The 23,587-nt window shown below is 51.5% G+C and carries 18 protein-coding genes; 11 read left to right on the top strand and 7 right to left on the bottom strand.

Annotated features, from left to right (window positions below; all coding sequences use genetic code 11):
- Window positions 1–37: 37 nt before the first annotated feature.
- Complete coding sequence (locus PsAD46_RS13365; protein WP_057465858.1) at window positions 38–907, bottom strand: branched-chain amino acid aminotransferase; 870 nt, start codon at window positions 905–907, stop codon at window positions 38–40.
- A 566-nt stretch (window positions 908–1,473) separates the two neighbouring features.
- Between PsAD46_RS13365 and PsAD46_RS13360 the strand changes: the two genes are divergently transcribed.
- Window positions 1,474–2,136 carry a haloacid dehalogenase type II gene (locus tag PsAD46_RS13360; protein WP_063303613.1) on the top strand — a complete coding sequence of 221 codons (663 nt, stop codon included), beginning with the start codon at window positions 1,474–1,476 and terminating at the stop codon, window positions 2,134–2,136.
- A 188-nt stretch (window positions 2,137–2,324) separates the two neighbouring features.
- The gene (locus PsAD46_RS13355; RefSeq protein ID WP_063307127.1) at window positions 2,325–3,230 is read left to right on the top strand and encodes a DMT family transporter; all 906 of its coding nucleotides are present in this window, start codon (window positions 2,325–2,327) and stop codon (window positions 3,228–3,230) included.
- Window positions 3,231–3,305: 75 nt separating this feature from the next.
- On the opposite strand, the gene PsAD46_RS13350 is transcribed toward PsAD46_RS13355, so the two are convergent.
- Both PsAD46_RS13350 and PsAD46_RS13345 read right to left on the bottom strand, forming a co-directional pair.
- Window positions 3,306–3,887 carry a TIGR00730 family Rossman fold protein gene (locus PsAD46_RS13350; protein ID WP_063288149.1) on the bottom strand — a complete coding sequence of 194 codons (582 nt, stop codon included), beginning with the start codon at window positions 3,885–3,887 and terminating at the stop codon, window positions 3,306–3,308.
- A 97-nt stretch (window positions 3,888–3,984) separates the two neighbouring features.
- The gene (locus PsAD46_RS13345) at window positions 3,985–5,373 is read right to left on the bottom strand and encodes a dipeptidase (RefSeq protein ID WP_063307126.1); all 1,389 of its coding nucleotides are present in this window, start codon (window positions 5,371–5,373) and stop codon (window positions 3,985–3,987) included.
- A gap of 378 nt (window positions 5,374–5,751) precedes the next feature.
- Here PsAD46_RS13345 and PsAD46_RS13340 point away from each other — a divergent pair, with 378 nt between their 5' ends.
- Window positions 5,752–6,141, top strand: a complete 390-nt coding sequence (locus PsAD46_RS13340) for a DUF2780 domain-containing protein (RefSeq protein WP_082597153.1) — start codon at window positions 5,752–5,754, stop codon at window positions 6,139–6,141.
- A gap of 122 nt (window positions 6,142–6,263) precedes the next feature.
- On the opposite strand, the gene PsAD46_RS28595 is transcribed toward PsAD46_RS13340, so the two are convergent.
- The gene (locus PsAD46_RS28595) at window positions 6,264–6,965 is read right to left on the bottom strand and encodes a LuxR C-terminal-related transcriptional regulator (protein WP_057465853.1); all 702 of its coding nucleotides are present in this window, start codon (window positions 6,963–6,965) and stop codon (window positions 6,264–6,266) included.
- 747 nt (window positions 6,966–7,712) lie between these two features.
- Between PsAD46_RS28595 and PsAD46_RS13330 the strand changes: the two genes are divergently transcribed.
- The 6 genes from PsAD46_RS13330 to PsAD46_RS13305 all read left to right on the top strand — a co-directional run bounded on the left by PsAD46_RS13330 (window position 7,713) and on the right by PsAD46_RS13305 (window position 16,110).
- Entirely contained in the window at window positions 7,713–9,707 is a 1,995-nt protein-coding gene (locus PsAD46_RS13330) for a methylmalonyl-CoA mutase family protein (RefSeq protein ID WP_208981838.1), read from the top strand.
- Window positions 9,707–11,872, top strand: a complete 2,166-nt coding sequence (gene scpA, locus PsAD46_RS13325) for a methylmalonyl-CoA mutase (protein WP_063307124.1) — start codon at window positions 9,707–9,709, stop codon at window positions 11,870–11,872. Before PsAD46_RS13330 ends, scpA begins: the two co-directional genes overlap by 1 nt.
- 304 nt (window positions 11,873–12,176) lie before the next feature.
- Window positions 12,177–13,028 carry an SDR family NAD(P)-dependent oxidoreductase gene (locus tag PsAD46_RS13320; RefSeq protein ID WP_063307123.1) on the top strand — a complete coding sequence of 284 codons (852 nt, stop codon included), beginning with the start codon at window positions 12,177–12,179 and terminating at the stop codon, window positions 13,026–13,028.
- Between the two features lie 230 nt (window positions 13,029–13,258).
- Entirely contained in the window at window positions 13,259–13,579 is a 321-nt protein-coding gene (locus PsAD46_RS13315) for a heavy metal-binding domain-containing protein (protein ID WP_057465850.1), read from the top strand.
- A gap of 142 nt (window positions 13,580–13,721) precedes the next feature.
- A complete protein-coding gene (gene meaB, locus PsAD46_RS13310; RefSeq protein WP_063307122.1) occupies window positions 13,722–14,720 on the top strand; it encodes a methylmalonyl Co-A mutase-associated GTPase MeaB in 999 nt (332 codons plus the stop codon).
- Between the two features lie 19 nt (window positions 14,721–14,739).
- Window positions 14,740–16,110: a TIGR03808 family TAT-translocated repetitive protein gene (locus PsAD46_RS13305; protein WP_063307121.1), complete on the top strand. Its 1,371-nt coding sequence runs from the start codon at window positions 14,740–14,742 to the stop codon at window positions 16,108–16,110.
- A 37-nt stretch (window positions 16,111–16,147) separates the two neighbouring features.
- Here PsAD46_RS13305 and PsAD46_RS13300 read toward each other — a convergent pair whose 3' ends face one another.
- Window positions 16,148–17,170 (bottom strand): asparaginase, encoded by a 1,023-nt coding sequence (locus PsAD46_RS13300; RefSeq protein WP_063307120.1) that lies wholly within the window; start codon window positions 17,168–17,170, stop codon window positions 16,148–16,150.
- Window positions 17,171–17,389: 219 nt separating this feature from the next.
- Window positions 17,390–18,562, bottom strand: coding sequence for an aminotransferase (locus tag PsAD46_RS13295; RefSeq protein ID WP_063307119.1), 1,173 nt, complete (start codon window positions 18,560–18,562; stop codon window positions 17,390–17,392).
- Between the two features lie 1,005 nt (window positions 18,563–19,567).
- Here PsAD46_RS13295 and PsAD46_RS13290 point away from each other — a divergent pair.
- The gene (locus PsAD46_RS13290) at window positions 19,568–20,407 is read left to right on the top strand and encodes a hypothetical protein (RefSeq protein WP_063307118.1); all 840 of its coding nucleotides are present in this window, start codon (window positions 19,568–19,570) and stop codon (window positions 20,405–20,407) included.
- 335 nt (window positions 20,408–20,742) lie between these two features.
- On the top strand, window positions 20,743–22,329 hold the full coding sequence (locus PsAD46_RS13285; RefSeq protein WP_057462768.1) for a SulP family inorganic anion transporter: 1,587 nt from the start codon (window positions 20,743–20,745) through the stop codon (window positions 22,327–22,329).
- 76 nt (window positions 22,330–22,405) lie between these two features.
- Here PsAD46_RS13285 and PsAD46_RS13280 read toward each other — a convergent pair whose 3' ends face one another.
- The gene (locus PsAD46_RS13280; protein ID WP_063307117.1) at window positions 22,406–23,341 is read right to left on the bottom strand and encodes an EF-hand domain-containing protein; all 936 of its coding nucleotides are present in this window, start codon (window positions 23,339–23,341) and stop codon (window positions 22,406–22,408) included.
- Window positions 23,342–23,587: the final 246 nt, after the last annotated feature.

Below are 23,587 nucleotides of genomic sequence, written 5' to 3'. Positions count from 1 at the left end.
CGACAGCCTCCCTTTAAAACAAACAATCCCTATGGGGTTATGCAGGCACTTTAGCGTGTGCAAACTCCCAATAGAGTTCTCTTGCTTTTGCAGCAACAGGACCATGGTCCATTGTACGATCTTCCAGTTTGTGGACTGGAACCACCTTGCCATAGTTGCCGGTTGAGAAGATCTCATCTGCCTCAAGGAAGTCCTTAAAGGTCAGCGTTGTTTCATGCACATTATAGCCAGCGCTGCTGAGCAGTTTGATAATGCGCTGGCGGGTGATGCCATTCAGGAAGGTGCCGTTCCAGTAAGGGGTGAGCACCTCACCATCCTTGACCATGAAGATGTTGGCTGAGGTCAGCTCTGCAACATTGCCCAGAGCATCCAGCATGATCGCATTGTCAAAGCCACGGGACTTTGCTTCACGCGATGCCCGCGCATTGTTTGGGTACAAGCAGCCAGCTTTCGCATTCACTGGCATGGATTCCATTGTTGGTCGGCGGAATGGAGACAATGTCAGGCTGTTGGAAGCACCTTTGGGCGGCATTGGAGCTTCAAACAGGCACATGCAGAAACGAGTAGATTCCGGATCACCGTCAATGATGCCAGGACCATCGTGTTCAGCCCAGTACATCGGACGGATGTAAACTGCTTCGTCCGCTTCAAACTTGGTCATACCTTCTGTCGCGAGTTCAACCATCTCTTCAAAGCGCATGGTTGGTTTCATACCAAGGTTTACGGCAGACCGGTTTAGACGTTCACAATGCAAGTCAAGGTCAGGCATAACGCCTTCAAATCCACGGGCACCATCAAATACGTTCGAACCCAACCAAAAAGAATGCGTACGCGGACCGATCAGTGGCGGATTGCCCTCGTACCATTTGCCTTCAACCCATGTCCGAGTCTTCGACATTTCGGCCATAATTAATCTCTCCTCAAAAGTCGGCTTATGAGCCTGAAAGGCCCCGCCCAATTATCTATTGTCAGTCGACCTGAGAATTCAAATGGGGTCAACCATACTCTCGACAAAGAAGACAAAGCACCAAGGTGCGGTCATCACGCCCAACACAAACGTGGTCAAAGTTATATCCCGCAGCTATTTTAGCTCTGAAGCGCAACTAAATGTCACTGCACGCGAATAAATAGTGAGAAAACGCAATTAGATTGCGGCTTGTGACTTGCGTGTAGTTTTCAGGCTTGACGCCTCTTCTTTGTTCTTTTGCACAGTTTTAACGCAATCATGTTTTGAGGACTTTTGAGATTGCCGCAACCTTCGTGAGAGCTGGCTAAAGATTCTGGCCGTGTTTTGTGCGTGTACGAGCAATTTTGGAGTGAAATGTTGTTTTCATGGAACAATTGTTAAATTTTTGCGTCCAAAGCATAGGGGGCACGTATTTACCATGCCTTGACGAACACGCATGACATCGCTTTCTTAGAGGTATTGGAATTTGCCAATCTTGACGCTTGGTGCAAAGCCGGAGAGCAGAGATGAGCCACTCAGTTTATGTTTTTGATGCCTATGGAACTCTTTTTGACGTGCATGCTGCCGCCAGAAAACACATGGGTGCTGTGGGTCCTGAAGGCAAAAAGCTCTCATCCATCTGGCGTGAGAAGCAGCTGGAATACTCCTGGGTTCGTTCTCTTATGGGGCAGTATGTAGATTTCTGGGAGCTGACAGTTCAGGCTCTGGACACTGCATTTGCGCTTGTACCAGAAGCAAACAAGAGCGCACGCGATGAGCTGTTGGCCGCCTATTGGGAATTAGATTGCTATCCGGAAGTTCCTCAGCTGCTGAAAGATCTGCGCGAACGCGGTTCCAAGCTTGCGATCCTGTCAAACGCTCCTATGAAAATGATGGATGGCGCTCTTAAAAACGCTGGTATCACGGATTCCTTTGACGAGGTCTTCTCGGTTGATCCGGTGCAAACCTACAAGCCGCATCCAGATGTTTATGATCTTGTGACTACTCATTTCCGTATGTATCCGGAAGCGATTTCATTCCAGTCCAGCAACCGCTGGGATATCGCAGGTGCAACAAAGTACGGTATGCGGACGGTCTGGATCAATCGCTCTCAGATGCCAGATGAATATACAGACCTGGCGCCATCTGCTGTTTTGAAAGACCTGAGCGGGCTTCCTGCACTGGGTTGAACCTTGAGTGCACCTGACCCGAATTGGCATAAACCTCATTACAGGCCTATTTTCTGTGGCCATCTGAGCTCAAACTCAGCTGGCTCAGCGAATAAACTTGCTCTTAGTCCGTGCAGGTTTCATATTTGTGGCGGCTTTGAGGCCAGAACCTATTTCAGAGTAGAAGCAATCGGCGTTACTTAGACTTCATGTTTCATGGATTTAAAAGTGGAGGCAAAGGCCACAAGCTTGTGAGCCTGATTGCATTGGGTTTGGGCGCCGTCTGCTTCGGAAGCATCCCGTATTTTGCAAAGATTGGTTTTGAGGCCGGCATTTCACCTGGTGCCGCAGTTCTCTTGCGTTACATTCTGCCAGCCGTGTTGCTTGCTCCGTACCTGCCACAAGCGCTTAAATCCGGCCCAAGCAGCCGACATTATGTGCTGTTCGGAATGATTATGGGTCTTGGGGCATGGAGCTATTTTTATGCTCTGAGCATGCTACCGATCTATCTGGCAGCTAGTCTGTTCTTCTCCTATCCTGCGCTTCTGGTGACCCTGAGAGCTCTTGGCGGCGAAAAATTGAGAAGCAGTGACAAGCTCACGCTTGGACTGGTGTTTGGCGCACTGCTGATCATCATTGCCTCAACACCTTTGCCTGATGTGGATTTTGTCGCCGTTGCAATCGGGTTGATTGGGCCATTGTGCTATGGCGGTTTGCAGATGGTTAGCCGTAAAACGCCGAGTTACCTGCCTTCTTTATCCATTGCTGCCTGTATTTTTGCCGGGGCGGTTTTGACAGCAGTTCCTTTTGCTCTTGTCGAACTCAAGGTGTGGCATGGTGAAGGTTCCATGCCGAGTACCCTGCCAATTCTAGGGCTGGCACTGATTGCAGGATTGTTGCCGCAGCTTTTGCTTGCCTATGGAAGTTCTGACAAGTCTGGCAGGAAAACGGCCTATACCACCGGCTTCATTGAGTTCGGACTGGCGATCCTGACAGGGTATTGGGTTTTTGCTGAACCTATAGGTATTGGGCAGGCCGTTGGCTTCGTCTTTTTGCTGGCTGCGCTTTACCTGACAAACGAACCTTCTCGCCTTCCACGATATCTGCAGGACTAAAGCATGCTGCGCTCATTTTCATTTGCGTAGCATGCTTTAATCAAGTGATATTCAGTCCTGCAGAGTGTCAAGCCATCAAGTTTCAGCGCGCGTGATCCACTTATGACCGATCGGCGCCTGATAGTTTTCAATCTGATCCAGCAGCTGGGTCGGATTGTCACCAACCAACAGCATCTCACGGTGTGTTTTCTTCATGAACGCTTCTTCTTCCATGAAGTCCAGAAATGCCAGCATGCGCCCGTAAAAACCGTTTGCGTTGTATAGACCACATGGCTTGTTGTGGTAGCCGAGCTGCCCCCATGTCCAAACCTCAAAGAGCTCTTCCATGGTGCCGATGCCGCCTGGCAGTGCCACAAACGCATCAGACAGATCAGCCATCATCGCTTTACGCTCGTGCATAGAACCGACAATGTGGAGATCCGTCAGAGATCTGTGTGCCAGTTCTTTTGCTGCAAGTGCTTCTGGCAAGACGCCAACGACTTCGCCACCGGCTTCCAGCGCTGCATTTGCAACGACACCCATCAATCCAACTTCAGCACCGCCATAAACGAGACGATTGCCGCGCTTTGCAATTTCGGTGCCCAAAACGCGGGCAGCAGCTTCATATTCCGGACGTTTCCCGATTGATGATCCGCAAAACACGCAGATAGATGCCATTTCAATTCTCCAGTCGGCTGAGCCCAAAATACAACTTCAATTCAAAGATGCTGGCTCTGAACTAGACAGTCCAGAGCCAGAAATTTTCAATGGCTGATTACTTCGCCAGCTCTTCCAGAACACGCGCCCAGGAGCGGATGCCTTTGTGGAAGCTCTTCAGCTCGTATTTTTCGTTTGGTGAGTGGATCTGGTCTTCATCCAGACCGAAGCCGATCAGCAGGCTGTCCATGTCGAGCGTTCGCTTGAAGCTGCCAACAATCGGAATGGAACCACCACAGCCAACCAAAGCCGCTGGCTTGTCCCACTCAGCAGTGAGCGCAGCGCGGCCTTTGGCCAGAGCTGGTGCGTCAAAGTCCATGCGTAGCGCACGATCGCCGCCATGCGGGTGCAATTCCAGCTCAAAATCCGCTGGAGTTTTGGACTTGAGGTAAGAGTGGAACGCGTCTCTGATTTTCTCAGGATCCTGATCGCCCACCAGACGGAAGGAGATTTTTGCGTGTGCTTCTGCAGGGATAACTGTTTTGAAGCCGGCACCGGTGTACCCGCCCCACAAGCCGTTTACCTCACAGGTTGGACGTGCCCAGATCTGTTCCAGGCCGGAGCGATCTTTTTCCCCGCCAAGATCTTTCAGGCCGATACCACCGAGGAACTCCTCAGTAGAGAAGCCAAGATTATCCCACATTTCTTTTACGTCTTCCGGCAGTTCCAGAACACCATCGTAGAACCCAGGAAGCGTGATGCGCCCGTTTTCATCGCGCAGGCCAGCAACCATATCAGAAAGGACGTGAAGTGGGTTGCGTGCTGCGCCCCCATACATACCGGAGTGAAGGTCTTTGCTTGGGCCCTTCAGGGTGATTTCTTCACCAACCAAACCACGCAGCATGACGGAGATTGCAGGAGTATCTTTGTCCCACATGGAGGTGTCACAAACGAGTGCCAGATCCTTAGACAACTCTTCTTTGTTTGCATCCAGGAATGGCTGAAGGGATGGAGAACCGCTTTCTTCCTCACCTTCGAGCAGAACAGAGATGTTGATCGGAACATCACCAGATTCTTCAACCCAGGCGCGGACAGCTTCAACAAAGGTCATCAACTGGCCTTTGTCATCATTTGCCCCACGAGCGACGATCATTTTAGAGCCGTCTTCACGGGTAACAATCTGCGGATCAAACGGGTCTGCGTTCCAAAGCTCAATCGGGTCGACTGGCTGCACATCATAGTGACCATAAAACAGAACGTGTGGGCCCGGCTTTCCATCAGCAACACGATGCCCAACAACCATTGGATGGCCAGTGGTATCTCTGACCTCTGAAGGAATGCCAATTGCAGTCAGTTCTTTAGCCATCCATTCGGCTGCTTCGCGGCAATCCCCTTTGTATTCAGGATCAGTAGAAATGCTTTTGATGCGCAGGAGGTCAAACAACCGATCGAGACTTTGATCCAGATTTTGGTCAATACGATCAAGGACTTTGTCGAGATTCGACATGGTTCATTCCTTTGTAGTGCAGGCTCGTGTGTATCACCTGTAAGATGGGATCGGACGCAGGTCACTGCGTAGATATGAGGCTGTTAGAAGCTCTAACATAATTTCCAAAGTCAAAGCTACGGTTTTGCCTTGGTAACCACTTGTAATTCCGCTGCACTGTTTAAGCGGCTCGGTTAAACTCTTTTAAGGTGCCTGAGCGATACTTCGTACAACGAAGGCACGTAAGAGGCCATGCGATGCGGAATTTGAAGGAAACACACGGGATTAGGCCTGTTTTTTAGTGATGGTAACACAGAGTTGCCCTGCGCCTGTTTCGTTGTCTCTAACATTGCACCCAATGATCACTATATTAGATTCATTAGGGGACAGGAGATTACAATGCACGTACTTGTTGATCGCATTACCGAAAGAACCGGACTGGATCCTGAGAAGGCTCAACCTGCTGTTGGGATCATGCTGAATTTCATCGCCAAAAACAGCAGTAAAGAAGAAGTCGAGGCTTTGCTTGAGGCCTTCCCTGCTGCAGAGGGATTTCTTGCAATCGATGAAGCCACTGAGAACAAGGGGCTTCTGGGCGGCCTTGCCAGCAAAATGAATGCTAGTGTCGGCGTATTGGCTGCCTTGAATGAGATGACCAGCCTTGGGCTCTCAGTTGAAGAAATTCAACAGGTTGCGAAAGAAACCGTTCAATATACTCGCGAAAAAGTCGGTCCAGAAATGACAGATGAAATCGTCGCCCGTGTACCAGGGCTTGCTGAAATTACATAGAAGCCTCTTGTGAGGTTCATCAGTCCTCACAAGTATGCGCCTTTGCATATAATTCAATCACGCAAAAAGCAGACGCATTTGAAATGAGCCTGCTTTTCACCAGTACTGAGAGAACGTTTTGGTCAGATTTTGATCTGCCCGTAACGCAATGCCTCAACCACAGTGTGGGTCTTATTTGATGCATTGAGTTTGGCACTTGCGTTTTGCAGGTGCGCATGAACCGTTCTTTGTGAAATCTCCAGAAGTTCCGCAATCTCATGGGCAGTTTTGCCCAGCGCAGTCAGTTCCAGAACACGACGTTCGCGTGCAGATAGGTCTCCCGGTCTTTGATCAGAGATCACACCCAGCTCAAACAAGCGCCGGAACGCTGCCGAGCATACAATTTCCAGTGATGCCAGATCATACGGTTCAGCGGCGATTTGATGCCCTGCACCAACCACCATTGCCTGAAACGGATGAAGAGCATCCACCGGGATCACCATGACCCGCGCACCTTCACCAATTGCTGCAAAGAGCTCGGAGTTGCCTGTGTCCGTGCTGGACACCGACCAGACGACCGGACGATTGCCGGATAGTCCCAACATCAATGCGCTGTCACCAGCACTCAGCGTTGTCCGCTCGACACCGCCATTTCTTTCATCAGGCCATCTGAACCTATGGACCAAACTGTCAATTGTCCTGTTTGGCATAGGTAGACCTGTGATCAGGATATGGGACGCACCCAGTCGCCTTAAATAGGACTCCACAATATCCAGAACCGGTTTCGCTGCCCGTGCTTCTGAAATCGCTTTTACCTTTGCTTCGATATCTGAAGTATCGTTCATTTGCCCTGCCTTCCCGTTTCTATCCGCCTGGCACTCGCTCGTGTGCTGCTGGATTGAAGACGCACTTGCCCACCTGACATACCGAAGGCATGCCAACTAACTTTCGCAAACCGATGGTTTGCGCAGGTAAATTCGAAAACTCTTCATTTTGAATGGTTATTCAGCGCAGGACTGCATCATCGCGGAGTTATGGCAGTTGCCTTATCTCATGCTCAGAAAATATATTGCACGCCTGTTAATCGCTGTATTTTGTAGTTTGCTGGCAATTCTTTGAGTTGCCTCGCTTCTACAAGATGTAACCATCTCTTGTATTTTGCATTACTCTTAGACCACTTGTTATTACAGCAATCTCGGCAATACCGTCATTCTCATTTTCGGAGGTAGATCAACTGACCTCCAAGTATTCAGAGTACTTGTAAATAGTGGCCCCACTGTTGCCCCAGAAACGCATTACCCCAACAGTTTAACTAGGAGCTATTTCGCAGAAACTCCGAAATATCTATAGTAAGAGTACGAAACTACTGCTTAGCTCTCGGCAATAGTAACAGCGTTACATGCCCTAGGGTCAATTGCGACAAATTTAGGATAAATTAAGCTAATGCGAAAACTGTCCAACCATTGTCACATCAGTAGTTCTGCAATTTACGCAGTGTTTGAGGCAGTTGTTTTCCAATCTCGTCCTAACGCATAGCTTGAAACCATCAAAGGTTCCTTCGTATAAAGTTATCAGAAGGACATGGGATGGACATGCAAAACATTGATTTTCCAAGCAATTTCCTAGAAGCGACGCACAGCGACTGGGAAGCATCTGCTCTGCGTGCCCTCAAAGGCGCGGCACTGGATGCATTAAACACACCAATTGCCGGCGGCCTTGAGAATAAGCCATTATACCAAGGGCGCACGGACAGTGCTCCACTGCAATTGAGGGAGCGCTCTCACCCTTGGAAGATCATTCAGAGAAGTGATCATCCCATCGTTTCCGAGGCCAACGCCCAGATGCTCGAAGACCTTGAGGGCGGTGCTGACAGCATCGAGCTGGTTCTTCCTGCCTCCCCGCGTGTTTTGAGTGGCGGACTGAGTGTTCAGCGCATAGATGATATGCTGAGGCTCCTTGAGGGGGTCAAACCTGACCTGATCGATTTCCGCCTTGAATGTGGTTATGAGGGCAGCGCAACACTCGCGTTGCTCGTTGAAGCCTGCAAGCGTTTGGGTATTGAGCCAAACCAGCTGACTGTTCATGGTGTTTCCGATCCGTTGAGTGTGTTTGTCAACTCCGGGCGGGTTCGTAACTCCTTTGAGCGGCTTGAGCTGCGTGCTCAGGATCTTGCGGGATACGCCCGCAACAACGGTATTCAGGGCAGCCTCTTGCGCGGTGACGGGCGTTGCTATCACGATGCGGGTGCCAACAGCGTTCAGGAACTTGGCCTCATCCTTTCCAGCCTGCTCTATTACATGCGTACGTTGGAAAAAGGCGGAGTGCCTGCTAAAGACCTTCCAACACATGTTTCGGCCTGCCTGAGTGCAAGTGCTGACCAGTTCGGCACCATCACCAAAGCCCGCGCGATGCGCCAGATCTGGTCTCGTTTGCTGGATGCTGCCCAGTTGCCATCCCTGCCGCTCCATCTTCATATGGAAACCAGCTGGCGGATGATGACCAAGCGCGATCCCTGGGTGAATATGCTGCGCACAACAGTTGCCGCGTTTGCTGCCGGGATTGGCGGTGCTGACAGCGTGAGCGTTCTTCCCTTCACAAGCGCTCTTGGTTTGCCGAATGCCTTCGCGCGGCGTATTGCGCGAAACACGCAGCTCATTTTAATTGAAGAAAGCAATCTGGCGCAGGTGAGCGATCCTGCTGCCGGAAGTGGTTTGGTTGAAGAGCGCACTGAAGACCTTGCCAATGCAGCTTGGTCGTATTTCCAGAAGATAGAGAAAGAAGGCGGGGTGCTTGCAGCACTGGCATCTGGCGTAATTCATTCTGATGTTACGACAGCCAGACGTGAAGAGGACAAGTTGATCGCAACAGGTCGTCATCCGTTGACCGGCACAAGCGCCTTCCCGAACCTTGGCGAGCTTGATGTTGACGTACTGAAAGCGGATGCTGACCAGATTGGTGAGATCGCAACACGCATGGATCTGCCAGAGCCAAGCACAGATGGGCAGTTGCTTGAGGCGGTTGCCAAAGCATTGACTGAGGGGGCCGGTCTTGTTGACATTCAGGCCAGCCGTAAGCAACTGGGTGACAATGATTGTCAGGCTCTGAAGCTTTCTCGTCTGGCGGCACCATTTGAAAACCTCCGGGACAAAGCCGAGGCTTTCCAGGAAACGCAAGGCAATCCGCCAAAGGTCTTTTTAGCAACGCTTGGACCGGTTGCTCAGCATACTGCTCGTGCAACATTTGCAACCAACTTTTATGCAACTGGCGGGTTTGTCAGCGGGGGTGGCAAGCAGTTTGACAGCCTTGATGACATGATCTCCTGTTTCCGTATCAGCGATGCCAAGGTTGTGTGTTTGTGCTCCTCTGACAAGGTTTACGAGGAACAAGCCGTTGCCGTTTTGAAACAACTGAAAGCTGCCGGTGCTAAACGCATTACGCTGGCCGGGCGTCCGAAGGATCTTCTTGCTGAGCTGACTGAGAATGGCCTTGATGGAACCATATACCAAGGCTGTGATATGCTTGCTGAACTGAAGACATGTTTTGAAGTGGTTGGCGTTTCGCTGGCTGATGAAGTGGAGGCAATTTGATGAGCTTGTTTCCTGACTACACCCAGATTGAATACAAAGACTGTGCCGTGTCGGCCTCCACTGATGCGCAAGCCACATGGAACACGCCAGAAGGTATTGCTGTTAAGCCTGCTTATGGTCCAGAAGATCTTAATGGTCTGACGCATCTAAACACCTGGCCGGGTTTGCCGCCGTATATGCGCGGGCCATACCCAACCATGTATGTGCAGCAGCCATGGACTGTGCGCCAGTATGCCGGGTTCTCGACTGCGGAAGATTCCAACGCCTTCTATCGTCGCAATCTGGCTGCTGGACAAAAAGGCCTTTCCATCGCGTTCGATCTGGCAACCCACCGCGGGTATGACAGTGATCACCCACGCGTTGCCGGTGATGTGGGCATGGCGGGTGTGGCCATTGACTCCATCTATGACATGCGCACGCTCTTTTCCGGCATTCCACTGGACAAGATGAGTGTGTCCATGACCATGAACGGTGCGGTTCTGCCCGTTATGGCGCTTTATGTGGTGGCTGCCGAAGAGCAAGGCGTGCCGTCTGAAAAGCTTTCCGGGACCATTCAGAATGACATTCTGAAAGAGTTCATGGTGCGGAATACCTATATTTATCCGCCCGTGCCTTCCATGCGTATCATCTCCGATATTTTTGCCTATACATCGGAAAATATGCCGAAATTCAACTCGATCTCCATTTCCGGTTATCACATGCAGGAAGCGGGTGCGACGGCTGATCTGGAGCTGGCCTTTACCATTGCGGATGGCATTGAATATGCCCGCGCTGGTGTAGCTGCGGGCATGGATATTGATGCTTTTGCCCCTCGCCTTTCCTTCTTCTGGGCGATTGGCATGAACTTCTTCATGGAAGTTGCCAAACTGCGTGCAGCGCGCCTGATCTGGGCGAAGCTGATGCAGGAGAACTTCCAGCCGAAGAACCCGAAGAGCCTGTCGCTGCGGACACACTCGCAGACCTCCGGCTGGTCTTTGACGGCACAGGATGTGTTCAACAACGTCATCCGCACCACCGTTGAAGCTATGGCAGCGACACAGGGACATACCCAGTCTCTGCATACCAACGCTTTGGATGAAGCTTTGGCGCTGCCGACGGACTTTTCCGCTCGGATTGCACGTAACACGCAGCTGTTCCTGCAGCAGGAAAGCGGCACCACCAAGACCATCGACCCATGGGGTGGCTCCTACTATGTTGAACGCTTGACCGCTGATCTGGCCTCTAAAGCACTGAAGCACATTGAAGAGATTGAAAGCCTTGGCGGTATGGCGAAAGCCATTGAGAAAGGCATTCCGAAGCTTCGTATCGAGGAAGCAGCTGCAAAAACGCAGGCCCGTATCGACAGTGGTCATCAGACTGTTGTTGGCGTGAACAAGTTCCGCCCTGACCGCGAAGAAGAACTTGAAGTTCTGAAAGTGGACAATGAAGAGGTTCGCGCCAAGCAGATTGAGAAGTTGAAGCGTTTGCGTGAAGAGCGCAACGAAGAGGATACTCAGGCCGCGCTTAAGGCTCTTGAGGACGCGGCTCGCTCTGGCGAAGGCAATCTGCTGGATCTTTGTGTGAAAGCCGCTCGTGTGAAAGCTTCTGTTGGTGAAATGTCTTTGGCAATGGAAAATGCGTTTGGTCGCCACAAAGCGGAAATCAAATCCATTGCTGGCGTTTATAAGCGCGAGGTTGGTGAAATGTCTGAGAGCATCTCCAAAATTGAGCAGCTGGTTGAGGCGTTTGAAGAAAATGACGGTCGTCGTCCGCGTATTCTTGTTGCCAAGATGGGACAGGACGGTCATGACCGTGGGCAGAAGGTGATCGCCTCTGCCTTTGCTGACCTTGGCTTTGATGTAGATATCGGCCCCTTGTTCGCCACACCTGAAGAAGCAGCCCGTCAGGCGGTTGAAAACGACGTACATATCGTTGGCGTTTCCTCCCTTGCCGCAGGTCACCTCACCCTCGTCCCTGCTTTGAAGAAAGCACTGGCTGATGAGGGACGCGAGGACATCATGATTGTTGTGGGCGGCGTGGTGCCTCCGCAGGATTATGATGAGCTTTATGCATCTGGTGCTTCCGCAATCTTCCCTCCGGGAACCGTAATCTCCGAGGCCGCTGAGGGACTCATCCACGAGCTCAATGGCAAGCTGGGCTACGAGCCTCAGCAAGCGGCAGAGTGAGCGCCGATAGGCACTCCCACAGTTGATGACCATTTATAGCTAAGCCTGAAGGCGAGACTTTTGTTCTCGCCTTCAGGCTCTTCAACATCGCTGAACCCTATCGGTGGATAGGCAAGTCAGCTTTGCCCGAACACCTCCCCCAAAATTCGTTATCTCCTGCTGCGCCAGAAGGTCGTGACAGACCGGCTGTCAGATGCGTGCGATCTGTGTGCAATGAACCCTTAATGAATAAAGCTCATACAGGTGAGGTAGAAAGAGCAGGTCTCCTTCCATAATAGAACTTCCAGTCATGAGGCGAACAACAATGTTTAAAGAAGCTCTTGAACTCGGTGGTTTGGCGGTCGTTACTGGTGCAGCAAGTGGTGTCGGCAAAGCATCTGCCCTTCGATTTGCCCAACAGGGGTTAGGTGTAGTTCTTGCAGATCTGCCCGGACCGCGACTTGAGGAAGCTGTAAAGGACGTTCGCGCTGTTGCTTCCAGTTCTGCGAGCGTGTTTGGCGTTCCTACAGATGTCTCTGTTGAGAGCCAGGTGAAAGCCTTGGCCGACAAAGCCTTTGAAGCTGGTGATGTGGCCGTTCTTATGAACAACGCCGGGATTGAAATTCCATCTTCAAGCTGGGGTGAGATGGAGAACTGGCGGCAGCTAATCTCGGTCAATCTGTTTGGTGTAATCCACGGCGTTCATGCTTTCCTGCCGCGCATGGTGGATGCAAACCGCCCGTCTGTTGTGGTCAACACAGGCTCGAAACAAGGGATCACCACACCTCCCGGCAATCCTGCCTACAACACGACCAAGGCAGGCATAAAAGTCATAAGTGAACAGCTTTGCCATGAGCTCAGAGAGGCAAATGCGCCTATTTCAGTGCATCTCTTTGTACCAGGCTTTACTCACACGGGTATAAACTTGGCCCAATACCCGGATAAGCCGAAGGATGCGTGGACCAGCGAGCAAACGGTTGACTACTTCCTCCAGCGTATGGCTGAGGGTGACTTTTACATTCTGTGCCCTGATAACGCTGTGGACTCCAACACCGACAAGCTACGGATCGCCTGGGCAGCTGGTGATATTATCGAAAACCGTCCGGCTCTTTCACGTTGGCATCCAGACTATTGCGAAAAGTTTGCCAGTTTCCAGAAAGCTGGGAAGATCAGGTAGTCCTGCATGACATACATGCCATCGCGAGTTTGCTGATGCTTGTTGGAGTTGGCTTACTAAAATTGCGGGCGCAGGTTGCAAGCTCTGGAAATTTAAAGATCCTTTCCTACATGAGTTAAGCGCCCATACGTTTTATGGGCTCGGGCACTTCGATCATAGCTTGTTGGTTTTGATTGAACGGATTGATGTGTGTCTGGCTGAGGGCCATGGCACGGATTTGAGGATGACATATGCTTACTACGACCACTAACACTCTGGATGGCAAAGAGATTTCCGACTACAAGGGAATTGTTCACGGTGAAGCAATTCTGGGTGCGAACGTCTTTAAGGATCTGTTCGCCGGTATTCGCGATATCGTCGGTGGTCGTTCCGGCGCCTATGAGGGTGAGCTGAAGAAAGCCCGTCAGATTGCGCTGCATGAGATGACTGAGGAAGCGGCTCGCTATGGCGCAAATGCTGTGATTGGCATCGACATCGATTATGAAACTGTTGGCAGCAACGGTTCTATGCTGATGGTGACTGCAACCGGTACTGCTGTCACCTACCGCTAACGCGTTTTTCTTTGCGTATCCTTCCAGAAGAACTGGCGCAGGGTTCTGCTCTGCCCCACAACTTCTCCAAGTCGCTGACTTGCAAAGGGGCGTCATCTGTTCAAGGTTGGCAGGAGAGATTCTTCTGACCGGATTTATTTGAATGAATGCACGCCTCGCTTCTTCCAGAGACAACATTGATGATCTTGCCGAGCGGCTGCTGAATGGGCAGCGTGCAGCGCTTGCTCGCGGCATAACGCTTGTTGAATCTAAGAAGCCAGCGCATCGTGAGCAAGCCGAAGCGCTGCTGACCAAGGTGATGGGCTCCACCGGAAATGCATTCCGCATTGGCATCACTGGCGTTCCGGGCGTTGGCAAGTCCACCACCATTGACACCTTTGGCTCCAATCTCACAGCAGCCGGACACAAAGTGGCCGTGCTGGCTGTTGATCCCTCTTCAACGCGGACTGGCGGCTCCATTTTGGGTGATAAGACCCGCATGGCGCAGTTGGCTATAGATCGTAATGCCTTCATCCGTCCTTCTCCTTCAGCCGGTACACTTGGTGGTGTTGCTGCCAAAACCCGTGAGAGCATGCTTTTGTGTGAGGCGGCTGGGTTTGATGTGATCCTTGTTGAGACTGTGGGTATCGGGCAATCGGAGACGACCGTTGCGCAGATGGTTGATTTCTTCCTCGTGCTGATGCTGCCGGGTGCCGGGGATGAGCTGCAGGGGATCAAGAAAGGCGTGCTGGAGATTGCCGACCTTATTGCCGTGAACAAGGCAGAAGGTGACGGGCTGCTGCGGGCGCGGTCTGCGGCATCTGAGTATCGTGCCGCCCTCAATATTCTTGCGCCGCGGTCCAAGCACTGGTCTCCCCCTGTTCTGACGATCTCCGGCCTTGCCAATGAAGGCCTTGATGAGGTGTGGGGGCAGCTCGGCATCTTCAAAGAACGGATGCAGGCGAGCGGTGACTGGGACAGCAAGCGTGCTGAACAGCAGCTTGCATGGATGTGGGGCTTGCTGAACGAGAAGCTTCAGGCAGCTTTGAAGGCAAACCCGGAAATTCAAGCGGCGCTGCCTGATGTTGAAAGCGCGGTGAAATCCGGCGATCTGCCAGCAACGGCTGCGGCGAGTAAGCTGGCGAGCTTGTTCGGTATTTAAACCAGCGTTGGGGGACAAGATGGCTGAGGATCAAGAGAGACTTTCACGACGTACCCTTCTTGGTGCTGGTGTCATTGCCGGAGCTGGAACGCTCGTGGCTGCTCAGGACGCGCAGGCGGCAGCGCCTTTGAAGCCGGTGATTGTGGAGTTTCCTGCACCTCCTTTACAGCAAGATGTCTCTTACACACTGCAAGCCGCGATGAATGAGGCTGCAGCGCAAGGGCAGATCCTTCAGCTTGGTGCGGGCAATTTCTTCTGTTCAAATCTCTCTCTGCCCAGTGGGCTGAGCTTGCGCGGCGTGCCCGGACATACACGCCTAGTGCTTAATGGAAGTGGCCCTCTTCTGCAGGGTATTCAGGGTGATCGAGTTTGCCTGAGCGATCTTATTTTTGACGGCAATGCCCTCTCTCTTTCTGAAGAGGCTTCGGCGCTGCTGTGGTTTTCTCAGTGTGAACGGCTTGTTCTCAATTCCTGCGAATTAACCAAGAGTAGCAAGTCTGGTCTGGTGCTGGAGCAGTGTTCAGGCTCTGTTATTGGTAATCACATACATGCAATCGGAGATGTTGCTCTTCTCAGCTACAATGCTAGTGCACTTCGGATTGAGGGGAATATCGTTTCTGATTGTGGCAATGGCGGTATTCTGGTGCATCGGTGGTCTGAAGGGCATGATGGCTCTACCATTTCCAGCAATCAAGTCTCCAACATTCGAGCGCAAAGTGGTGGAACCGGTCAAAATGGCAATGGCATCAATGTGTTTCGGGCGGATAATGTCACCATCTCCAACAACAAGGTGAGCGACTGCACGTTTTCCGCAATCCGCGCCAATGCTGCGTCTAATGTTCAGGTGCTTGGCAACACCTGCCATCGTTCTGGCGAGGTGGCCTTGTTTGTCGAGTTTGGCTTTCAGGGCGCTGTTGTCAGCAACAACCTGATTGAGACAGCGGCCAACGGGATTTCCATTACCAATTTCCGTGAGGGCGGACGTCTTGCCGTGTGTTCCAACAATGTACTTCGGGACATCACCGGCACGGGGCCTTATGAGAAGGACAATCCTACCTTTGGGGTTGGTATTGCGGTTGAGGCGGACACCAGTGTGACTGGCAATGTTATCGAGGATGCACGGATCATTGGCATCAATCTGGGTTGGGGACCGTATATGCGGAACCTTATTGCTACTCAGAACCATGTGCGCTCAGCCCCTATAGGCATTGCCATCAGCTTTGCGGCTGACAAGCAGAGTGCGCTTATTTCCCAGAATATCATTGCGGGCTGCCCCGTGAATATCGCTGGCTTCAAGTGGGAGGAGCAAGTGAGCGGGGATCTGGCGATTTCAACAGAGGATCTGCCACACTCCATTCGCGTGATAGACAATCTTGTCAGTGCAGTTTAGGTGAGACGGCAGGAAGTGGACTTCCTGCCCTCCATCATCACATGGCGTTCAACAGACGCTTGAAGTCTGCAACGGGGCGCACTTCGCCGACGAGAACATCGCGGCGGTTCTTCAGTTGCTGGTGTTCCCAGGCGTTCAGGCCTTTTTCCTCATCATCGGAAATATCCAGAAGCGATCTGATGGTGGATGCCATCATCACTTCTGCACCGCGTACGGAACCGTCTTCACATTTCAGCGTTACGCCGAAGCCTAGTTCTGGCAGGGCTGCACAGAAGACGCCTTCTGCACCAACTTTCACGAAGACGCGACCTTTGAAGATATCCATGATCTCGGTGCAGAAGCGGTTTTTACCTGCGACCATATAAGGTTCGTTGACGCACGCTTCATAGAGTGTTTCTGCTGCACTGGCGCGGACTGGGTCAAGACCAACACCTGTTGCGAAACGGGCGAAGGCCAGCGCTGTTTTCTGTTGGTCCATGGCGTAGGTCGGGATGGAACACCCATCTGTGCCACATACATCACGGGCTAGAATACCACCGCTCATCTGTTCCAGAACGTTGCGGATTTCCATCTGAACAGGGTGTTCAAAATCGATGTAGTTTTCGGTTGGAATGCCGAGGGTCTTGGCCATGGCCAGGAAACCGGCATGCTTGCCAGAACAGTTGTTGTGCAGCTGGCATGGGCTGTCATCGGTCTTCACAAGGCCGACGCAATCATCCATGTGCTTTGGCCATTGCGGGCCACACAGCAGGTCTTCTTCTGTCAGGCCCGCTTTGAAGAGCATGATGCGTGCGGAGTTGGCATGGGTCTCTTCGCCGTTATGGGAGGCGCAGGCCAGAGCCAGTTCTGCATCGTCAAAATCAAGAGCTTCAGCCGCGCCGGATTCCACCATTGGAATTGCCTGAAGAGCTTTGATCGCGGAGCGCGCAAAGATGCCCTGCTCCACGTCACCTGCGCTGAATGCCAGCTTACCATCGGCATCAACAATAGCGATTGAACCACGGTGACGGCTCTCGACAGTGGTGCCACGTGTCACTTCAACGAGTACGGGATTATCCATTCACTCAAACTTCCAAGGGTTGGATTACAGGCTAATTGATTATTTGCGGAAGGCTGTCAGTCGTCCTTGCCTGACCAAGCAGCTCCGGTTTGTTGTCGTCTGCATACTCTATTTTTGAGCGCAGAGCTACTTTTGCGAATTTGTCTTTATTTTTACGCGGTTTCCCAAAAGCCAGAACTGCTTATTAGTGAAGCAGCGTCTTCAGTTTGGTGCGGGCCCTTATGAAATCGCCAGTTCTCCCATCCAGACGCGCAAACGGCCCAGAGCTTCTTGCAGGACTTCATCTTTTTTGCAGAAACAGAACCGGACGAAGGTTTGCGGGCCTTTGGTACCGTAAAATGCTGAGATCGGAACGGCAGCAACGCCTGCCTGTTCCACCATTTTCTGGCAGAACTCCACGTCATTGCCTTTGAAGCCAAGTGAGGAGAAGTCGCAGGTGACAAAGTAGGTACCTTCGCACGGCAGCACCTTAAAGCCCATGTCTTTCAGTGGTTTGGAAATCAGGTCACGCTTTGCTCTCAGGTCGTCTTCCAACGAGGTGTAGTAGTCATCTTCTTTGCTCAGACCGTAGGCGACTGCTTTTTGCAGGTTTGGCGGTGTGGTGAAGGTGATGAACTGGTGCGCTTTGGCAATTGGCTCTAACAGGTTTGGAGCGGCTGTGATGTAGCCGACTTTCCAGCCTGTCAGTGAAAACGTTTTGCCCGCAGAGCCGATGCGGATGCAGCGATCACGCATCCCCGGAAGGGTCATGAGTGGTTTATGCTTGTCCTCGGAAAAGACGATGTGCTCGTAGACTTCATCGCAGATCGCATAGCAATCAAACTCCAGACACAGGTCTGCAATGAGTTGCAGTTCCCCCGTGGAGAAGACCTTTGCGCTTGGGTTCATTGGGTTGTTGAGCAGAATGACCTTTGTTTTGCTGGAGAACGCCTGGCGCAATGTCTCTTCACGCAGCTCCCAGTTTGGCGGTGTTACCTGCACGAAGACCGGGGTGGCGCCTGCCCGTTTGACCAGCGAGAGATAGCAGTCGTAAAGCGGCTCAATGAGGATGACTTCATCACCCGGCTCAACCAGCGCACAGATGCTGTCTGCCAGCGCTTCAGTGGCGCCTGAGGTGACGAGTACTTCGCTCTGCCAGTCTACATCCAGATCATAGAAGCGCTTGTTGTTGTCCGCAACGGCTTGTCGCAACGCCGGGACGCCCAACATGGGCGGGTACTGGTTAGGCCCTTCCATCAAGGTGTCAGCAGCAACCTGTCTCACATCCTGCGGGCCGTCTACATCCGGAAAGCCCTGCCCCAGATTGATGGCCTGATGTTCCATAGCCAGACGCGACATGCGCTCAAATACCGTTGTTTCTATTCCGGTAAATACTGAGTTTGTCGGTTTCATCCAGGGTGCTCCTTGCCTGACACGCTTCTTCGCAGGACGACAAGCTAACGATTAGGCGGCATCCTGCAAAGTCTGCATTAGATGCATTTCCTGCGTATTTCCACATAAAGCGGTTTCATCTATTGCGGATTTTTGTGCCCAAACCGTTTCTCAGGTTTCAGCGATACGCTTTGGAAATGCAGAAGCACCAGTAGCACCACATGACCTCTCATGCAGTGTTGAACCAGAATTCCCGATAGTCGGGGTGAGCAAGGCGGCAGGCAATACCTGCGCTATTTATTAGTAATGTTTCTTCGGCATTGGCTACACGCCTTGCCCGGGCTTTCTTTAAATGAACAACGTCGCCTCTTTTGCCTATAAGGCACGATAGCCGGTTTCCCGGAAAGACAGTGGCTTATCCAGACACGTTTCCATGCCCAAACAGTTCCTCCGTCTTTGACAAGCACATCTGCAAAAGCAGGTTTTACTGCCGGTACATCTGCACCTGTCACCGCGTGATACCCTATAGTCCTGGGCCCTTCCCCTCAAACCATGCGGTCACGTTTGAAGTTCGGTTCACCGGACCACTGAAAGGTGCGTTACGTCTTCCAATAGCCCCGCCCAGCCTACGACAAACTGACGGTCGCTCCGCCAGCAGCCCGTTACGTAGGCATGGGATTAGAATATGGGAAGAGTTCAGGAGGGGGATAAGTTTTTCGCGTGGACTTGGTGGCATCTGCTTCGCTTTCTCTTCCAAAATCGAGAAAGCAGTGCCTTTGGCTCTGGGTACCGGATCTCCACTCCGCTCCGTCCGGCATGACGGCGGTGGTGCAAGCGAACCTGACGGCTCATTCTCAACCGTCTTCCCGCACGTGATGCGGGATCTAGAGCGATTAGATTTTTATCAATCCAATTTAGAATTGCCTTGATTGCGTCCTTTATAAACTTCAAATACAACTAATAATTGCAATAATTAATTTATACCGCATAATTAGCATTAGATTTATCTAAAATTGGCGAAGTGAAATGTTCTCTATAAAGGTAAGATACGAGGGTGGTGATGCGGATGAACACCGGCTTGATCTTTATGACGGCACGACATCCATACAAGGTATTGCCCAATCAATGCAAATAGCTACACACGCGTTTGTAAATGGGAAATTGATCACTAAAGCTCCCGCAATAAAAGGGGCGAAACTCTATCTTAAGCCTTCAAGACAAGGCAGTTTCCTAGCTGACCTTGCCGTTCATATTACAGCAAATCCTGAAACTACATTAGCAGTAGGTGGGATCTTTGCTGCTTACACTGCGAGCCCATTTTATGATTTCTTAAAATTGCTATTTAGAAAAGCAAACGGATTATTGGATGTGGAGCCAGAGACACCTGCTGTTCGCCGAGCTCTCGAAAAACACGAACCATTCTTTGATGAAGTAGCGGAAGTAATGGAAGGTAGTCTACAGCGAACACACCGCCCGATTGGGGAAGGTATTGATCAGATTTCGATTGAGCGGCCTAGGTCGAATTTAATCACTCTAGATGAAAATACCAAGGACTGGGTAAACACGCGAGAAACCTCACCAAAAGACGATAACATGTCTGGAAATGTCACACGATATAATGCAGTAACACGCAATGGTCGGATGTACGTTGACCATTTGAATCGGATCATTCCATTTAGACTAGGGGAAGATTTCCCTCTAGCTGTTTTAGGGAACCTCACTTGGTCTCTGCATGGAAGTAATTCGGGTATGGGAGGAACTCAAGAGCTCCCAAAGAAACTGACTTTTGCGGCAGTAAACGTTTTGTCAGCCTCAGAAAAAGTTAAGAGAGTAATTTTGTCGGACTGCGCGCGCGCAAATACATAATCTTTGCAATCAAGCGAAGTGTGGTTTTGATGGTCAACTAGTTAAACTAAAGCGATACAGAGTATCATCATGTACCTCTGTTCTCTTCCACCAGGCATCCCTCCCCGCACCCCGTGCATGGCTATTATGCGTTGGGGGGATGGTGTTTTTGACGATATTCCCGTATAAGCGCGTCAAAAGGGAGACAAAAACCGCTCAAATTTTAGCGGTGTCCTGGCTGAATAGCTCTTGTCCTTGAGCAGGAAACCTCTTGGTTTCACACGGACTTCACAGTGCGTGCCTAGGATTTGCCCACTACTTTAAAACAGTACCAAGAATCCCATTGGAGGTGCTACTTGCATTCGTCCTCGAAGGCGCACGCGCCCGAAAAGACTGGCTTTACAGCCAATACTATTAAGGTTGAGCTCCTCTCCGGGCTTACCGTTGCTCTTGCTCTGGTTCCAGAAGCTGTTGCATTTGCATTTGTTGCTCAGGTTGAACCGCTTGTTGGTCTGTACGCGGCCTTCATCGTCGGCATTATTACTGCTGTTTTCGGTGGTCGTCCGGGCATGATCTCTGGTGCAACCGGCGCGCTTGCCGTTGTTATGGTCTCACTCGTGGTGACCTACGGCGTGGAATACCTGTTTGCGACCGTTGTGCTGATGGGCATCCTTCAGCTGATCTTCGGCGTGATGCGCTGGGGTAAGTTCATCCGCATGGTGCCGCACCCGGTTATGCTTGGATTTGTGAACGGCCTTGCGATCGTGATCTTTCTTGCGCAGATGGGCCAGTTCCAGACCGTTGATGAAGTGACTGGCACAGCAAGCTGGCTTGCAGGCATGGACCTGACGTTGATGCTTGGTCTTGTTGCATTGACCATGGCTGTAATCTGGTATCTGCCAAAGCTGACCAACGCTATTCCTGCTCCGCTTGCAGCTATTGTTGTTGTTTCTGTGATCGTGATTGGCCTTGGGCTCAACGTTCAGACCGTTGGCGATCTGGCTCCGATTTCTGGTGGCCTGCCTGAGTTTCACATCCCAATGGTTCCACTGAACCTTGAGACGCTGCAGATCATCCTGCCATACTCCATTATTCTTGCTGCAATTGGCCTGATTGAAAGCCTTTTGACGCTGAACCTTGTTTCTGAAATGACAGATACACGCGGTGGCGCCTCCAAAGAGTGTCTTGCTCAGGGTGCTGCAAACGTTGTGACTGGCTTCTTCGGCGGCATGGGTGGTTGTGCGATGATTGGTCAGTCCATGATCAACGTGAAATCCGGTGGCCGGACACGCCTTGCAGGTATTGCTGCAGCGCTGTTTTTGCTGAGCTTCATTCTGTTTGCGTCTTCACTGATTGAGCAGATCCCGCTGGCAGCTTTGGTTGGTGTGATGTTCATGGTGGTGATTGGTACCTTTGCGTGGAACACCTTCAAGATCCTGCACAAGATTCCACGGACTGATGCGATTGTTATTGCGCTGGTGACTGGTGTGACTGTGTATTCTGACCTTGCTGTTGCTGTTGTGGTTGGCGTGATTGTTTCTGCGCTTGCTTATGCATGGAACGCATCCAAACGTATTGATGCACACACAACAACCAACTCTGAAGGCCAGAAAATCTACAAGCTTGAAGGCCCGCTGTTCTTTGGCTCTGCTGCTGGTTTCCAAGAGATCTTTGATCCTCAGTCTGACCCGGATGATGTGATTGTTGACTTCATCAATTCCCGCGTGGTGGACCATTCCGGTTTGCAGGCAATTGATGCACTGGCAACGCGCTATGAGCAGGTTGGCAAGACCTTGCATCTGCGTCACTTATCTCCGGATTGTAAAGACCTGCTGCACAAAGCTGGCAGCATGGTTGAGGTCGCTGTTCTGGAAGATCCGCATTACGGCATTGCAGTTGATTATGATGCAGAGATGCAAGAGACCAAGCCAGCCACAAGCTGATGCAGGTTTCCTAAGCTGATACAGAAAAGGCGGAGCACGATGGCTCCGCCTTTTTTATTCGCTCAAGCGGGTTGGTTTATCCGCGCTGGCCTTGTCCCTTGCCGTAACCATGACCGTGGCCACCTTTGCGGTCCTTCTGGCCTTTGCGCCAGTCTTTCTTCATCTTCGTGAAGTCTGCAGAGGTGATGACGCCGTCATTGTTACGGTCCATGCGTTTCATCATCTGAGCAGTTGGTGCAAAGAACTCTTCCTGTGTGACTTTCAGATCGCCATTAGCATCCAGACGCTGGAAGGAACGAACGTACATTGGCTCTTTGAATTCAGCTGCGATGGTTCTGAAACCAGCCAGATCAACCGGGCCATTTGCGAAGAGCTGGTCAGCGAGTTTGCTCAGTTCATCCTTGGAGATCTGGCCGTTCTTGTCCAGATCAACCTTGGCGAACATTGCGCCCATCATTTCGCCGCGCATGCCTTTGCCGCCTTGCTTACCGTCGCGGGGGCCTTTCTGCCAGCCGTCCTTGCCTTGTTTGCCATCACGTGGGCCATCGCCCCAGCTGCCTTTGCCGCCCTTGCCGTCCTGCATCTTGGCCATGCGGTCGCCCATGCGCTTTTTCATCTTGTCCATGCGCGCTGTCATGCGTTCTGCCTGATCAAGGAACTCTTCGCGGGTCACCTGACCGTCGCCGTTGCTGTCAAAGCGCTGGAAGATGCGGACGGAACGGTCCTTGCTGCGCTCGGATGAACGATCTGCTGCAAAGACTTTCCATTCTTCCAGAGTGATTGCGCCGTCGCCAGCTGTGTCTGCTTTTGCAAAGTCTGCTTTGCGTTTTGCTTCAATCTCAGCTGTGGTGACTGAGCCGTCCTTGTTTGTGTCAAAATTTGTAAAAAACTGGGAAGACATCTTCTTACCAAAGCTTCCGCCAAAACCTGGAGCAGCCATGGCGGGAGACAGAGCGGTACCAGCAATCAATGCAGCTACAGAGCCAGCCATAATCGTTTTGAAATTCATCATGTCGTGTTCTCCTAAAAATCAAAGCCTAAAACGAGGGGAAGGTTTGTGTGAGTGTGCTTCGATAAACAGAAGGTAGGAGCGAACTGTCGCAAAACTACACCAGAAAACACGCTGTTTTGTCACAGTATTTGCCAGAATATCGGGTTGGGACAGTTTGATACATTTTTGGGTCCTGAGAACCTTTCGCAGGCCCCGGGAATACGGCATAAGTTAGGCATCGGATACTATATGGTCTTTCACAGGTAA

The sequence above is a fragment of the Pseudovibrio sp. Ad46 genome, assembly GCF_001623065.1.
In the GTDB taxonomy this organism is placed as follows: Bacteria; Pseudomonadota; Alphaproteobacteria; order Rhizobiales; family Stappiaceae; genus Pseudovibrio.
The sequence above is the reverse complement of the archived record's forward strand: the minus strand, read 5'-3'. Positions and strand labels throughout refer to the sequence as shown.